The organism is Mycolicibacterium sp. lyk4-40-TYG-92 (genome assembly GCF_030209435.1).
In the GTDB taxonomy this organism is placed as follows: Bacteria; Actinomycetota; Actinomycetes; order Mycobacteriales; family Mycobacteriaceae; genus Mycobacterium.
Genome location: NZ_JARVRX010000003.1, coordinates 39,179 through 54,951, shown reverse-complemented (window position 1 = coordinate 54,951; position 15,773 = coordinate 39,179). Strand labels below are relative to the sequence as shown.

At 67.6% G+C, this 15,773-nt stretch carries 4 protein-coding genes; 2 read left to right on the top strand and 2 right to left on the bottom strand.

The window, feature by feature from the left end:
* Positions 1-4: 4 nt before the first annotated feature.
* Entirely contained in the window at positions 5-430 is a 426-nt protein-coding gene (locus tag QRN63_RS06510) for a hypothetical protein (protein ID WP_285030058.1), read from the bottom strand.
* Positions 431-662: 232 nt separating this feature from the next.
* Here QRN63_RS06510 and QRN63_RS06505 point away from each other — a divergent pair, with 232 nt between their 5' ends.
* Positions 663-2,861, top strand: coding sequence for an acyltransferase family protein (locus QRN63_RS06505; protein ID WP_285030057.1), 2,199 nt, complete (start codon positions 663-665; stop codon positions 2,859-2,861).
* Between the two features lie 55 nt (positions 2,862-2,916).
* Here the strand turns inward: QRN63_RS06505 and QRN63_RS06500 are convergent, their stop codons facing one another.
* The gene (locus tag QRN63_RS06500) at positions 2,917-13,953 is read right to left on the bottom strand and encodes a type I polyketide synthase (RefSeq protein ID WP_285030055.1); all 11,037 of its coding nucleotides are present in this window, start codon (positions 13,951-13,953) and stop codon (positions 2,917-2,919) included.
* A 357-nt stretch (positions 13,954-14,310) separates the two neighbouring features.
* On the opposite strand from QRN63_RS06500, the gene QRN63_RS06495 reads away from it, so the two are divergent.
* Positions 14,311-15,750: a condensation domain-containing protein gene (locus QRN63_RS06495; protein WP_267316074.1), complete on the top strand. Its 1,440-nt coding sequence runs from the start codon at positions 14,311-14,313 to the stop codon at positions 15,748-15,750.
* Positions 15,751-15,773 lie beyond the last annotated feature (23 nt).

Below are 15,773 nucleotides of genomic sequence, written 5' to 3'. Positions count from 1 at the left end.
CGGACTAGCAGCCCCGAGTAAGTGAAACCGTGATGGTGCCGTACGGCCCGATCTTTGCGCCTGCACCGAAGAAGCACACCGAGAGATTGATGTTCTGTGTCAGGCGCTTCCACGGCTCCTGGAGGAAGCCCGGGATGATCGAGAGCGGCGTGAATGTCCCCACGAGGATGGGTGCGGGGGTCGACGGATTCGGTCCGGTTCCCACCCACCACCAGGGATCGTTCTGCCACCACGTGGCCTCGGCTAAGAAGTGGGGCGCCTGGGCGACGTTGTCCAGGACCTGCGAGATCGGCGCCAAGGGTACCGGCGTTGCGATATCCGCCTGGGCCATTGCGGGAGTCAGGACTGCGGCGCCGGCGACCACGCAGGCAGCAGTTCCGGCCCGCAACTTGGCTTTGGTGTTCGAAACATGCATCGCGATAGCAGACATTGTCCGAGCCTTCCGCCGATGAGATCGCTCCTCATAGGAGCCTGACAGAAATTATGGTCGGCGTCAATACGCAAACGGTGCAGGTAGCGGGATGTTCTGGAAGGTCTCCGCTCTCGAACCTGGGGGCAACGCCCGGCGTGGAGGCGGTTCACCGGTAATGCAGTCAAAAAAATTGTCTTGTCCGTAAGCTGCGTCGTGGCGGCGGTGCTGAGCTGCCGATAGGAGGCTGGCCGTGGGCTCATCTGAGGTAGTCAGGCGTCGGCGTCGGCGTCGCGCGGCAGACACCAGCCAGCGGCTCGACATACAAGGCTTGCGCATGGTCAGCATGCTCGCCGTGTTCGCGTACCACCTTTGGGGATGGCCCAGAGGAGGCGTCGCCGCCATCGATGTGTTCTTCGTGATCTCCGGGTTCTTGATCACCGGCAACCTCATGCGTGGCGCAGAGAAGACCGGCACGGTCTCCTTCAGGCGGTTCTATTGGAACCGCATCCGCCGAATCGTCCCGGCCGCCACCGTCGTTCTGGTGCTCACCTATCTGGCGTCGACTCTGGTATTTCGCGGATTTCGATCCCATGAGATCGGAGTTGACGCATTGTGGGCGTTCATCTTCTGGTCGAATTGGCATTTTCTGAGTATCGGTACGGACTATTTCCACTCGATGGCAGCTACGGTGTCGCCGATTCAGCACTACTGGACGCTGTCGGTCGAAGAACAGTTCTATTTCGTCTGGCCCGCAGTGATTTTCGCGTTGAGTGTGGTCATCGTTCGCAAGAGCTGGTCGCATTCACGGCGGATGGCCCTCGCCGGCGGAGTTATGGGTGTCATCGTCCTGGCGTCGTTGTTATGGGCTATGCGCGAAACCGCGGAATCTCCGCCGACCGCGTACTTCGATACTTTTGCGCGAGTGTGGGAGTTGGGCGTTGGTGCGATTCTGGCAACCGCAGTCGGACTGCTGGCCCAGATTCCACGAGTTCTCAAGCCCATCCTGTCGTGGAGCGGTCTGCTGGTCATCAGTGTCAGCTTCGCGCTGATCAGCGATACCCAAACGGCTTTTCCGGCGCCGTGGACGATACTTCCGGCGTTCGGCGCGGCCCTGGTGATCGCTGCGGGAGTGGGGCGTGAGCCCGACTACCAGCCATTCCTACGGAATCGGGCTTCCACGTACATCGGGAATATTTCGTACTCCTTGTATTTGGTGCACTGGCCCGTGATCGTTCTTCTCGGAGCCATCATGGATGTGAGCGGCGCCTACTACGCGGCTGTTGTCGCTTTGACCTTCGGTCTGTCGATCGCCTCGTATCACTTGATCGAAGATCCACTGCGGCGCAATAGTTTTACAGAGCTCGGGGAGCTCATACGGAAGATTCAGCGACGCAAGTATGCGCCCGCGAGGTCTACCCAGTACGCCGCGCTTGCTGCCGCCGCACTCGTCGCCGTCGCTGGCACTGCGTGGTTGGCTCGGCCGGTCACGCCGTCCGACACGGTCGAAGTAGGAGATGCAGCGATCGACCTGACGCGTGAAAAGGTGGACTCGGCTCTTCCTGCGATCACTCTGGGCTCGCGAGCCAGCGCTCTGCAAGACGAGATTTCGGTGGCGCTGCAGGCGAGCGCGTGGCCGGTTCTGGACCCGACGATGGAATCGTTGTTCAGTAGGGGAGACGTCGCCCAGCTCGTCACACCCGAGGTGGCCATATGCTCTGCGTCTGCGATCGCACCGCCGGAGTTCTGCATATACGGTCCACCAACCGCGCCTCTGAAGGTCGTTCTTGTCGGTGATTCTGTGGCGCTGGGGTATTCAGAGATCTGGCGGCAGCTCGCATTGAGCTCGAATGGCGCATTGCAAGTGTTCAACCAGGCGATGGGGTCCTGCGTTTTCACACAGGACAGCATCGACAGGACAACGGTGAGCCCGGAGTGCGCCGGCCGTAAGGACAGCGCCGTAGAGGTCATCAATACCGTCAAGCCAGATGTCGTCGTGATATCCAACGCCTACGCGCGAGACCGTGTTGTCGATTCAAGGCGCGAGATGTCGATGCAGGCTTGGTCGGACTCGCTCAATCGAATCATCGATCGGTTTAGGGAAAACACCAAGAAAGTGGTGCTGGTCGCGCCGCCGCCGAGTGACAAGGCGATCAAGGAGTGTGTCAGCAAGGTATCCAGCACGCCGTCGAGCTGCGTCGGGACCATCCCGTCTGTTTGGTATGCGAAGGCCAGGGCCGAGCAGAAGTTGGCCGTCGAACAAGGTGGTGCATGGGTCGACTCGCGGCCCTGGTTCTGCAACCAGAGCCAGCGGTGTCCGAGTTTTGTGGGCAATACGCCCGCACGAGTCGACTGGGCGCACATGGCGCCCCCGTATGCCGGGAAGCTCGCCCCGACGTATGCCGAAAGTCTCACGGCGGCAGGGGTTCCACTGGCAGATAGCCCGTCGTGAGTGTGAAGGCTGTGCACGCATCGGCGTCGATGCTCGTGCACAGCCCTCACATTCGTCACTCCTCGGTGGCTGCCTCGGGTGTGGCTTCCGCGACTGGTGTGTCTGCTGACTTCTCGGCCGCCGGCTCCTCAACAGCCACCTCCGGCGCATCCGACGGCGGCAACTGCGACGCCAGGTGCCCGGCGAGTTCGCCGAGGGTCGGGTAGTCGAAGATCGCCGTCGGGCTGATGTCGAACTTGCCGCCGAACTGACCGAACAACCGGTTGCGGAGCTCGACCGCCATCAGGGAGTCGGTGCCCAGGTCGAGGAACCGGCTCGTGGCCGCCGGCGGCTGCGCCAGGCGCAGGAAGCCCTGCACCTCCTTCTGCAGGAATTCGGTGATGAACCCGGCGCGCTGGGCGTCCGGAATCTCCTGCAGCTGCCGCAGCAGTTCGCTGTCACCGGTTGCGGCCGCGTCGCTGGTCGGCAGGACCTGGTCGAGCAGCGGCGGACGGATGCCGCCGAGCATCTTCGCGGCCCGCTGCCAGTTGGCCTTCAGGACCGTCGCCTGCGCGGCGCCGTGCCGGATCACCTCGCCGAGGGCGGCCAGCGCCGCCGCCGGCTCGAGCGGCATCATGCCCTGCGCGCTGAGGTTCGCGGTGGCTGCCTGCGAACTGGCCATGCCGCCCCGGCCCCACGGACCGAAGTTGACGGACGTCGCGGGCAGACCCAGTGCCCGGCGGTGCGCGACGAGCCCGTCGAGCAGCGCGTTGGCGGTGGCGTAGTTGCCCTGGGCCGGTGAACCGAGCACCGCTGAGGCCGACGAGTAGACGATGAAGAAGTCGAGATCGTCGTCCTTCGTCAGCTTGTGCAGGTGCAGAGCGCCGTAGGCCTTGGGGCCCAGGGTCTTCCGGAAGCGCTCCAGATCCTGCTGGGGCAGCAGCGCGTCGTCGAGCACGCCGGCCAGGTGGGCCACACCGGCCAGCGGCGGGAGCTCGGTGCGGATGCGGTCGAGCAGTGCCGCGACCGAAGCTTCGTCACCGACGTCGCCGGAGAAGACGTGCACCCGGCAGTGGAAGCGCTCCATCATCGCGTCGATGGCGCGCTGCGCCTCGCCATCGGGCTCGCGCCGGCTGGTCAGCACGATGTCGCCGGCACCCAGCTGCGCCAGGTAGGCCGCGGTGTGCAGACCGAGCGCGCCCAGGCCACCGGTGACCAGGTAGGTCCGATCCCCATGCGGCTGCAGCGGTTTCGGCATCTGCACCACGATCTTGCCGATGTGCCGGGCCTGCTGCATCCGGCGGAAGGCGGTCTTGGCCTCGGTCAGTGGGTAGACCTCGGCGGGAACCGGTGTCCACTCACCCTTGGCGAGTCCGTCGGCGACCTCTTCCATGAGCCGCTGGATGTGTGCCGGATCGGTCATCATCGTCACGTCGAGCGCGACGATCTCGTAGTTGATGTCCGGCCGCACCTCGGCCATGCGCTCGGGGGTCCAGATATCGCGCTTGGCGATCTCGGCGAACCGGCCGCCCTGGGCGGTGGCTCGCACCGTGGCCTCGACGAAGCCCTCGTTGGTCAGGCTGTTGAGCACCACGTCGACGCCCTCACCGTTGGTGTCGGCGAGAATCTGATCCGCGAAATCGGTTGTCCGCGAGTCATAGACGTACTCCACGCCCATCTTGCGCAGCGTCGCACGCTTGTAGGTGCTGGCGGTGGCGAAGACGACCGCGCCCTTCTGGCGCGCCATCTGCACCGCCGCCAACCCGACACCACCGCTGGCGGCGTGGATCAGCACGCGGTCGCCCGGCTTGAGCTGCGCCCAGTCGAACGCCAGCCGGACCGTCAGCGCGGCCGCCGGCAGGGTCGCCGCGTCGACCGGGTTGATGCCCTCGGGTACCACGGCGAGCAGCTGCTCCGGCACGTTGAGCCGGCTCGAGAAGGCACCCTGCATGGAGCCGAAGACGCGCTGCCCCACCTTGAATCGGGTGACTTCCGAACCCAATTCGGTGATGACACCGCAGAGGTCACCGCCGATGGGTCCCGGATCGCCCGGGTAGAGGCCCAGCACGTTGAGCACGTCGCGGAAGTTGAGGCCGGCGGCCTCGATCCGGACCTGCACCTCATGGGGCGCCGGCGGCGTCACCTCTTTCTCGGTCAGCCGCAGGTTGTCGATCGCGCCACGCTCGGTGGGTGCCAGCACGTAGTCGTCGGAACGCGGCATCGGCAAGTGGCCGCTGCGCGCCCAGTGCATCAGCCGTGGCACGAGGAACTTGCCTTGCCTCAGCGCGAATTCCGACTCGGCCACCGGGGTGCCCAGAATGCCGGTCAGCCAGTTGGTGGCGTTGTCGTCGGCGCCGTCGAGGTCGACGAGCTTGAGCCGCAGCGTCGGCTGCTCGTTGATGACGGTGCGCCCCAGGCCCCACAGTGCGGCCTGCACGGGGTCGACGGGCTCGCCGGGCTCGGTGGCCACGGCGCGCTCGGTGACGATCCAGATGCCGCCGGTGAGGTTCAGCTTCTCCTCGGCGAGTGCGGTCTGCATGCCCGCCAGCACGGTGCCGACCTCGGTCTCGAGGCGGGCCGCGACGTCGGCGTCCTCGTAGCCCGAAGCACGCCAGACGATTCCGGTGACGGGGGCGCCGGCCTCGGCGGCCGTCGTGATCGCCTGCTGCCAGGCGGCGGCGTCCAGCGTCTGGTCGAGCTTGACGGCACCGGGGAGACCGGCGGCCAACTCGTCGAAGCCGGCGACCAGCCAGGTACCTGTGGTCTTGGCTTCGGCCTCGTCCCCGGCGGCCGGTGCCGCACCCTCCTGCCAGCCCAGCGTGTACAGCAGACGGGTGGTGTCGCCGCCGAGCCCCCGCAGCAGTGCCTCACGCGGCGCCCGCTTCACGGTGAACTCGGTGATGCCGCCGAGCCGCTTGCCGTCGCGATCGAGGAAGTCGATATCGAAGACCTGGGTCTCGTTGGTCAGCTCACTGGTGTGCCAGCGCGCCCGGGCGTAGAAGCGCCGCGGCATCTTCTCGCGCAGCTCGACCTGGCCGTATCGCAGCGGCAGGAACAGGTCGTGCATGCCGTGTTCGGCGGCCAGCAGCGCCGGGAACGCCGGGAAGGCCACACCGGTGCAGAGGTCCAGCAGGACGGGGTGGATGGGCTCGCTGCTGAGATGCTCGGCCAGTTCGTCGCCGACGGACACATCACCGATCGCCATGCCATCACGGACCCACAGCGACTTGAGCGACGTGGACCACGTTGGGCCCCAGGCCAGCTCCATGTCGTTGAAGGTCTCGAACAGCTGCTGCGGACGCAGCCGCTCCATGCGCTCGACGACGTCCTCCATGGAACCCGCGACGTTGTCTGCCGCGTCTTCGTCAGAGGCGCCGGCCAGCAGTGTGCCGTCGGCGTTGAGCGACCACTCGGCTTCCCGGACCCCGTTCGGCCGGCTGTGCACCTGGAACTTCCAGCCCTCGCCGCCCTCCAGGGTCCGGATGGTCAGCTGCGTCTCGCGAGAGGCCTTGTCGGGCAGGATGATCGGCTCGTAGAAGAAGACTTCCTTCACCCGAGCCGGCGCTCCGACCGAGGCCAGTGCCATCGCCGCGTACGTCGCACCCGGCACCACGACGGTGCCGTAGATGACGTGGTGCGACAGCCACGGCTGCGTCTTGACCGACAGCACATTGCTGTAGATCGTGTCGCCGGTGGCCAGATCCTTGGCACTGCCAAGGATTCCGGACGTGGCCGCCGATCCGCCGGAGCTCATGCCCACGACATTCGCGGTCTTGGGCCAGAAGCGGCGCCGCTGGAACGGATATGTGGGGAGCTCGACGCGGTGTCCGCGGTTCTTGACCGCGAAGTCCGGCCGGTGCCCGCAGATGTACGTCGTGGCAAGCGCTTCGGTGATCTGCCGCTGCGCGTTGGCGCCCTTGCGCAGGGACACGATGGCCCGCGGGGTCTCGGCGCCCTCGGGCCAGCACTGCAGCGCGGCCGCGGTGAGGATCGGCTGCGGGCCGATCTCCATCAGCACCGAGCAACCCAGCGCCGCGACGGTCTTGACGCTCTCGGTGAACTGCACGGGCTGACGCGAATGCCGCCGCCAGTACTGCGCGTTGAGCGGCGTCTCGGCGGTTAGGACCGCGCCCGTGCGGTTGCAGATCAGCGGCAGCGTGGGTGTCGCGAACTGGAACTGCGTTGCGAAGGACTCGAATTCGTCGAGCACCGGGTCCAGCAGCTCGGAATGGAAGGCGTGGCTGGTCTCGAGCCAGGTGCAGCGCGTGGCGTCCTCGCTGCACGCGGCGACGATCTGCTCCAGATCCTCACCCGGACCCGACAACACGGTGTTGCGGCCGTTGTACGCACCGACCGACACCCGCGGGAACGCCTCAGCGGCGCGCTCCACGTATTCGGGATCGGCGAACACCGCCACCATGCGACCACCGGCAGGCAGGCTGGCGAACAACCGGCCGCGCTCGGCGATCAGCCGGGCACCGTCCTCCAGGCTGAACACCCCGGCCACGCAGGCCGCCGCGTACTGACCGACGCTGTGGCCCAGCACCGCGTCAGGCGCGATGCCCCACGACTGCCACAACCGGGCCAGGCCCATCTCGACGGCGAAGATCGCGGGCTGCGCGAACGCGGTGTTGCGCAGCGTCTCTGCCGCTTCACGATCGTTGCCGAACATGACCTCCAGCAGCGGGCGCGGCAGGATCGGATCCACCGCCTGCGCGCACCGGCGCACCACGTCGGCGAAAACCGGCTCGGTGTCGAACAATTCGCGCGCCATGCCCGGGTACTGGCTGCCCTGGCCGGGGAAGAACCACGCGGTGGTCGGCGGGTCGGCGCACTCGCCCTTGAGCACGCCCGGCCGCAGTTTGTTCGCGACGAGGTCTTCCAGCAGGTTCTTCGCGTCGTGAACGGTGTTCGCGACCACCGCGGCGCGGTGCTCGAAGTGCGAACGTCCCGAACCGGCGGTGAAGCAGACGTCGGCGATCGAGGCGTCGGGGTGCGCTTCGAGCCAGTCGCGGTAGCGCTGCGCGAGCGCTGTCAGGCCCTGGGCCGAGCGGGCCGACAGCGGTAGCACGCTGATCGGTTCCGCCACAGCGGTTTCGGGTGTCGCGTCATCGGCGACGTCGTCGTCAGACACCACGGCCGGCGCCTCTTCCAACAGCACGTGCGCGTTGGTGCCGGTGAAGCCGAAGGAGCTGACGCCGGCGCGGCGCGGACGGCCGTCGGTGTGCCACGGCGTGGGCTTGTCCACCACCTGGACGGGCAGCGAGTCCCACGGGATGTGCGGCGACGGCTTGTTGAAATGCAGCGTCTGCGGGAGCATTTCGTGCTCGAGCGACAACACGACCTTCACCAGACCGGCGACACCGGCCGCCGACTCGAGGTGCCCGATGTTGGTTTTCGCGGTGCCCATGAGCAGCGGCCGCTGCGGGTCGCGGCCCGCGCCGTAGGCGGCCGCCGCGGCCTGGACCTCGATCGGGTCGCCGAGCGGGGTGCCCGTGCCGTGCGCTTCGAGGTAGTCGACGTCGCCGCCGCTGAGGCCGGCGCGGGCCAGCGCCGTGTTGATGAGGCGTTGCTGCGCACCACCATTGGGGACGGTGAGGCCGCTGGACGCGCCGTCCTGGTTGACCGCGGTGCTGCGGATGACGGCGGCGATGCGGTCGCCGTCGCGCTGGGCGTCACTGAGCCGCTTGAGGACGAGGACGCCGCAGCCTTCACCGCGGACGTAGCCGTCGGCGGCGGCGTCGAACGTCTTGCAGCGGCCGTCGGGCGCCAGCATCCGGGCGCGGGACGCCGCGACGATGGACGCCGGGCTCAGCAGGACGTTGACGCCGCCGGCCAGCGCCATGTCGCAGTCGCCGGCGTGCAGGGCCTGCACGGCCTGGTGGACCGCGACCAGCGAGGAGCTGCAGGCGGTGTCGACCGCCATGGCCGGCCCTTCCAGGCCGAGTGTGAACGACACGCGACCTGCGATGGCGTTGAGCGCGTTACCGGTGATGAAGTGCGGTTCGAGATTCTCGACGGAGCCGCCCGAGAGCAGATGCGAGTACTCGTTGGCGCCGACACCGACGAACACGCCGGTTCGGCTGCCGCGCAACCCGGCCGGGGCGTACCCAGCGCGTTCCAGGCCCTCCCAGGCGATTTCGAGCATCAGGCGCTGCTGCGGGTCGATCCACACGGCCTCGCGTGGCGAGATGCCGAAGAACTCCGGATCGAACGTGTCGACGCTGTCGAGGTAACCGCCGGAGCGGGTGTAGATCTTGCCCGGCGTCATGGCGTCGGGGTCGTAGAACTCGTCGACGTCGAAACGGTCCTCGGGGATCTCGCTGATCGCGTCGACACCTTGAGACAGCACCTGCCAGAACGCATCCGGATCAGGCGAGCCGGGGAAACGGCATGCCACCGAGACGATGGCGATGGGCTCGTCGGCAGCGGCGAGCGACTTGACCTCGGTGACGGCCTTCGCGCCCGCCTTCTCGCTGAGGTTGAGGATGTCGCTGAGCAGGTAGTCGGCGACATCGGTGAGCCGCGGGTGGTCCATCGCGAGGGTCGCCGGAAGTTCTTTGCCGACACCCTGTTCCAGGCGACGACGCAGTTCGACGGCCATCAGTGAGTCCATGCCAAGGTCGAAGAACCCGGTCTCCTCGCGGATCTCGGAGGCCTCGATGCGCGTCACCTCGGCGACGGCGTCCCGCAGATACTCCAGGACCAGCTTCTTGCGCTGCTGCACGGGTGCGGCGATGAGCTGTTCGACCAGGCGCGTGTTCCCGGACGTGCCGACGGCACCCGAGGCGCCGGCGGATTCGGGCACCTCGCGGGCGACCTCCGCCAGCAGGGCCCGGGACCCGGCCTGCGAGTAGATGGGCAGGAACTTGGCCCAATCCATGCGCGCCACAACGGCTTCCGCGGGGTCGCCGCCGGACACCATGACATCGGCCATACCGGTCAGGGCATCGGCAGGGGACAGGGTACGGACGCCGCGGCGCTCCAGCTGGGCACGCGCATCGGGATCGGCCATACCCGCAGACCACGGTCCGAAGTTGACGCTCATACCGGCCACGCCCTGCTCACGCAGGCGCCACGTCAGGCCGTCGAGGAAGGCGTTGGCGGCGCTGTAGGCGGTCTGGCCGTAGCTGCCCCACACCGCGGAGATCGACGAGGTGGACAGGAAGAAGTCGAGCTTCAGGTCGGCAACCGCTTCGCTCAGGTACCAGGCACCCCAGACCTTTCCCGAGAAGACACGCTCCAGCTCGGCGTCTTCCAGCGTGGCCAGCGGCGTCGTGCTGTTCTCGCCGGCGGCATGCACGACACCGGCCAGCGGCGGCAGCTCGGCACGAAGGGTGGACATCAGGCGGGCGACGTCATGAGGATTGGCGACATCGGCGGTGACGACGCGGGTCTGGCAGCCGTGCTGCTCGCGCAGCGCGTCGATGCGCTGCTGCACGGCCTCACTCGGCGCGCGCCGGCTGGTCAGCACCAGGTTCCGGGCACCGTGCGCGGCCAGGTGGCCCGCGATCTCCAGGCCGAGCGAGCCCAGGCCGCCGGTCACCAGATACGTTGCGTCAGCGCGCAATTCCAGTTGTGTCGGATTCGGCTGCCCGGTACGACGGACCAGCCGCGGCACGTGCACGCCCTCGGCGCGCAGCGCGATCTGGTCCTCGCCGCGTGGGGCGGCGATCACCTGGGTGAGCAAGCGCGACCATTCGTCGGTGCCGGCTTGTGCGGTATCGGAGGCCAGATCGGCCAGGCCGCCCCACACCTGCGGGTATTCCAGCGCGGCCGAACGGCCGAAGCCCCACAGGCCCGTCTGCTCCGGCGCGACAGTGTCGGTGTCGATAACGCGTTGTGCACCACGGGTTATCACCCAGATGGGTGCCCGCAACTCAGCGGCGGCCGCCGCGCGGAACAGGCGCTGCGTGCCGGTGAGGACGCGGTGCTGTATCCGCAGCAAGGCCTGCATGGAAGCCCGGTCGGCGTCGAGTCCGGCGACGTGCAGGATGCGCAGCGCCGGCTCCTCCTCGACGGCCGTGCGCAGATCCGCTTCCAGCTGCTGCTCGTCTGCGTCGGACGCGGGCAGCCCAAGGACACGGTGCCGGTGGCCGAGGCGGGTCAGGGCCTCGGTCAGTGGGTCGGGTACCGCGTCACCGATGAGGACCCACGCCGAACCCTCGCCGATCTCCACGGGCGCCCCGGCCGCGATCTTGTCCCAGCGGATCTCGTACCGGGCGTCCGAGACGGACTGCGCGGTGCGCTGCCGGTTGTGTTGTGCCGCAAGCTTGTTCAGTACCGCGGTGGCCGATTCGTCGGTGCCGCCCAGCAGGGTGGCGAGCTCGTCGATGCGGCCGTCTTCGAGCAGGCGGACAGCCTCGGTGGTCGCCCCGCCGCCCATGTGCGCCGTCGCAGTCGGCGTGACGCGCTCGTCGCGGAACCAGTACGCCTTGCGCTGGAACGGGTAGGTCGGCAGATCGACATTGTGTGCCGAGCCCGGCCGGACGGCGGCGAAGTCCGGCAGGTGACCTACGGTGTACGTGGTGGCCAGTGCCTCGGTGAGCTGCCGGTGGTCAGCGCCCTTGCGGCGCAACGAGGCAATGGCCCGCGGCGCGGTCGCCGGATCGGGCCAGGCGCGCAGGGCCGCGGCGGTCAGGATGGGCTGGGGGCCGACTTCGAGCAGCACCGCGCAACCGAGCTTGGCGAGGGTCTCCACGCCCTTGGCGAACTCCACGGGCTGACGCGCGTGCCGGCGCCAGTACTGGCCGTCGAGCTTCGCGGTACGCCCCAGGGTGTCACCGGTCCGGTTGCACACCAGGATTCGCTGCGGCGCGTTGAACGTGAACTGGTTTGCGTAGGACTCGAATTCGTCGAGCGCCGGGTCCAGCAGAGCCGAGTGGAAGGCGTGGCTGGTCTCCAGCCAGTCGCAGCGGACACCGTCGCCGGTCAGTCCCGCGACGGCACGTTCCAGGTCGGCGCCGGGACCGGAGAGCACGGTGTTGGCGCCGTTGTACGCGGCAACCGACAGGCTGGGGTATTCATCGGTCAGCCGCTCGACGCGCTCAGGCGCGGCGAAGATCGCCGCCATCCGGCCGCCCGCCGGCAGGTTCCCGAAGAGGCGCCCGCGCTCGGCGAGCAGTCGCATGCCGTCTTCCAGGCTGAACACGCCCGCGACGCATGCCGCGGTGTACTGGCCCACGCTGTGGCCGAGCACCACGTCGGGCTCGAAGCCCCACGACTGCCACAGCCTGGCCAGCCCCATCTCCACGGCGAAGATCGCCGGCTGGGCGTAGCTGGTGAGCCGCAGCGTGTCATCCGGACCTTCGAAGATCACTTCAAGGAAAGGCTTTTCGGAATATTTCCCGTCGCTTCGCTCGCCCTGGCAAACATCGGCAACCGCGGCGGCACACTGCCGCACGGTCTCGGCGAACACCGGCTCGGTCTCGAACAGCTCCTTGGCCATGCCCGCGAACTGGCTGCCCTGACCCGGGAACAGCCAGGCGGTCTTCGGCTTGTCCGCGGAGGTCCCGCGCACCAGGCCGGGCGCCGGGCGGTCGTCGGCCAGTGCGCCGAGCAATTCCCGCGCGGAGTCAAGGGAATTCACCACGAGCGCGGCACGGTGTTCGAAGTGGGCGCGGCCGGCACCCGCGGTGATGCAGACGTCCGAGAGGGTGGCCTCGGGGTGTGCGGCCAGCCAGCTGCGGTAGTCCTCGGCGGACTGCAGCAGCGCCGCCGGGGTCCGCGCCGACAGTGGCAGCACCATGAAGCGCCGGTCGTCGGGCTCCTCGGCCGGCGTCTCGGCCTCAACTGCCGGCAAGGGCGCTTCCTCAAGCAGCACATGGGCATTGGTGCCCGAGAAGCCGAACGAGCTGATGCCCGCGACGCGCGGCCGGTCGCCGCGTTCCCAGGTGGTGGCCTCGTCGACAACCTTCACCGGGATGCGGTCCCACGGGATGTGCGGCGACGGGTTCTTGAAGTGCAGGTGCTTCGGCAGTTCCTGATGTTCGAGCGACAGGATGACCTTGATGATCCCGGCGACGCCCGCGGCAGCCTCCAGGTGTCCGATGTTCGTCTTGACCGAGCCGATCAGCAGCGGGTCGTCGGCGTCGCGCCCGGTGCCGTACGCCGCGGCGGCGGCCTGGACCTCGATCGGGTCACCCAGCGACGTGCCGGTGCCGTGCGCTTCGAGATAGCCGACGTCGCCCGGTGTCAGGCCCGCGCGCTCCAGCGCCTCGGCGATAACCCGTTGCTGTGCAACACCATTGGGGACCGTCAGGCCGCCGGAGGCGCCGTCCTGGTTGATGGCGCTGCCGCGGATGACGGCCCGGATCCGGTCGCCGTCGCGCACCGCGTCCTCGAGCCGCTTCACGACGACGACGCCGCAGCCCTCACCGCGCACGTAGCCGTCGGCGGCGGCGTCGAACGTCTTGCACTTGCCGTCCGGGGCCAGCATGCGCGACTGCGAGAAGGTGATCATGGTCGCCGGGCTCAGGATGACGTTCGCGCCACCGGCCAGCGCCAGATCGCACTCGCCGAGCTGCAGGGCCTGGCACGCCTGGTGGATGGCCACCAGCGACGAGCTGCACGCGGTGTCGACGGTGACGGCCGGCCCCTGCAGTCCCAGTCGGTAGCTGATGCGGCCCGCCGCCGCGGCGCCCGAGGTACCGATGGCCATGTAGGCCTCGATCTCCGGGTAGGTCAACTCACCCGAGGCCATGCCCAGGTAGTCGTGGGTCGCCAGGCCGATGAACACACCGGTCTGCGTGTTGGCGAGCGCGGACGGCGCGGTGCCCGAATGCTCCACGGCGCGCCATGCCATCTCCAGCAGCAGCCGCTGCTGGGGGTCCATCATCTTGGCTTCGCGGGTGGAGACTCCGAAGAACGGGGCGTCGAAGCCGACGGCGTCATCGAGGAAGCCGGCGCGGCGGGTGATGATCTTGCCGCGGGCGTCCGGGTCGGCGTCGAAGAACTCGTCGACGTCCCACCGGTCTTGTGGCACCTCGGATACGGCGTCCCGGCCTTCGCGCAGCATCTCCCAGAAGGATTCGGCGTCGGTGGCTCCGGGGAAGCGCGCGGCGTACCCGACGATCGCGAACCTGGAAGTTTCCGGACCTTCGATCGTTGCCATGAAAAAGCTGTCCTCCCGCGTTTGCCGGTGACGTCCGGTCCCACGCAGAGACCGTGTTCAGCGCCAGAATTTATGTTGCCAACGGCCGGCCTAGACGATTGGTCGGCAGATCTACTTGACGGCCGACTCATTTACGAATGGCCAGTTGATCTTCCGAACGGCCACGGCCAGCTCATCTTCTGCGGGCCAGTATTACATGTAGGTTGCTGAAGCACGAGGATTAAGTGCGGCGGTGGTGGCTGGTCATCGGGGACCGCGCCACCAGGCGTAACGGCACCGCCAAAGGTTGCCGGGGTATGTTGATGACGCCAACAGTGTTGCCGGGCCTCGGTGTGCCCAGACCTGGGAGGAAAGTAATTGCGAATCGGGAAGATCACGATCGGAAAGATCGATGATTGGACGCCGATCCCAGGTGTTCTGACCTCCTGGCACCCGACCGAGGCGGCCCGCGAAGTGGCCCGGCAGGCACCTGTGAGTTCGGTGCCGGTCAGCTACATGCAGGGCCAGCACATCCGCGGTGTCGTCGAGCGCACCGGCTCGGGCCTCGAGTACTCCCGGCAGATCATCGCGACGTGCGAAGTCCCTGGTCAGTGCGACATCGCGGCGATGAACGAGGCGCTCAACTCGTATCTGCGCAGGCACGACACCTACCGCAGCTGGTTCGAGTACACCGAGGCCGGGGCGAGCGGAGCGACGGGAAACGGCACGGGCGAGATCCTTCGACATACGATCGCCGATCCCGAGGACCTCGAATTCGAACCCGTCAATCACGGCGAACTGGCTGTCGAGGACGTACGCAAGCACCTCGTGGACATTCCGACGCCACTGGAGTGGGGCTGCTTCTCCTTCGGCATCGTCCAGAGCGAAGACAGCTTCAACTTCTACGCGGCCATCGATCACGTGCACGGCGACGCGGCGCTCATCGGTATCACCATGCTGGAGGCTCATGGCCGGTACACAGCATTGACAACAGGGGGCTCAGCGTTTGCTCTGCCCGACGCCGGGAGCTTCGATGAATGGTGCGTCCAGGAGCATGAGCGCACCTCGGCGCTGACGGTCGATTCCCCTGAGGTTCAGGCCTGGATCGAGTTTGCTGAGAACAACAACAACAGCATGCCGGAGTTCCCGTTGCCGTTGGGGAACGCCATGGAGCCGTCGGTCGGTGACATGGTCGGCGAATCGCTCATGGACCCGGAGCAGACGGCGCGCTTCGAGGCCGCCTGTGAGGCGGCCGGCGCCCGCTTCGTCGGTGGGCTGTTTGCCTGCATGGCCCAGGTCGAACACGAGTTGACCGGCGCCGCAACGTATTACGGCCTCACCCCGCGCGACACCCGGCGCACGTCGGACAACTTCATGACGCAGGGCTGGTTCACCGGCCTGGTGCCCATCACCGTGCCGATCGCCGCGGCGACCTTCAATGAAGCCGCCTGGGCGGCGCAGGAGTCGTTCGACGGCAACCTCAACATGGCGCGCGTGCCGTACTACCGCGTGCTGGAACTCGCGCCGTGGCTGGACTGGCCGCGACCCAACTTCCCGGTGTCGAACTTCCTGCACGGCGGCGCCGCGCCGCTCAACACCATCCTGGCGGCCACCGAGATGGGGTATGCCAACAACATCGGCATCTACTCCGACGGCCGGTACTCCTACCAGCTGACCATCTACGTCTTCCGTTACGAAGGCGGCACGGTCATGGAGGTCATGTATCCGGACAACCCCATCGCCAAGAAGTCCGTCACCCGGTACCTGGAGGCGATGAAGTCGGTCTGCACGCGGATCGCCGACGGCGGGAACTGGTGACCCGTCGGGCGGGCTCGACAAGG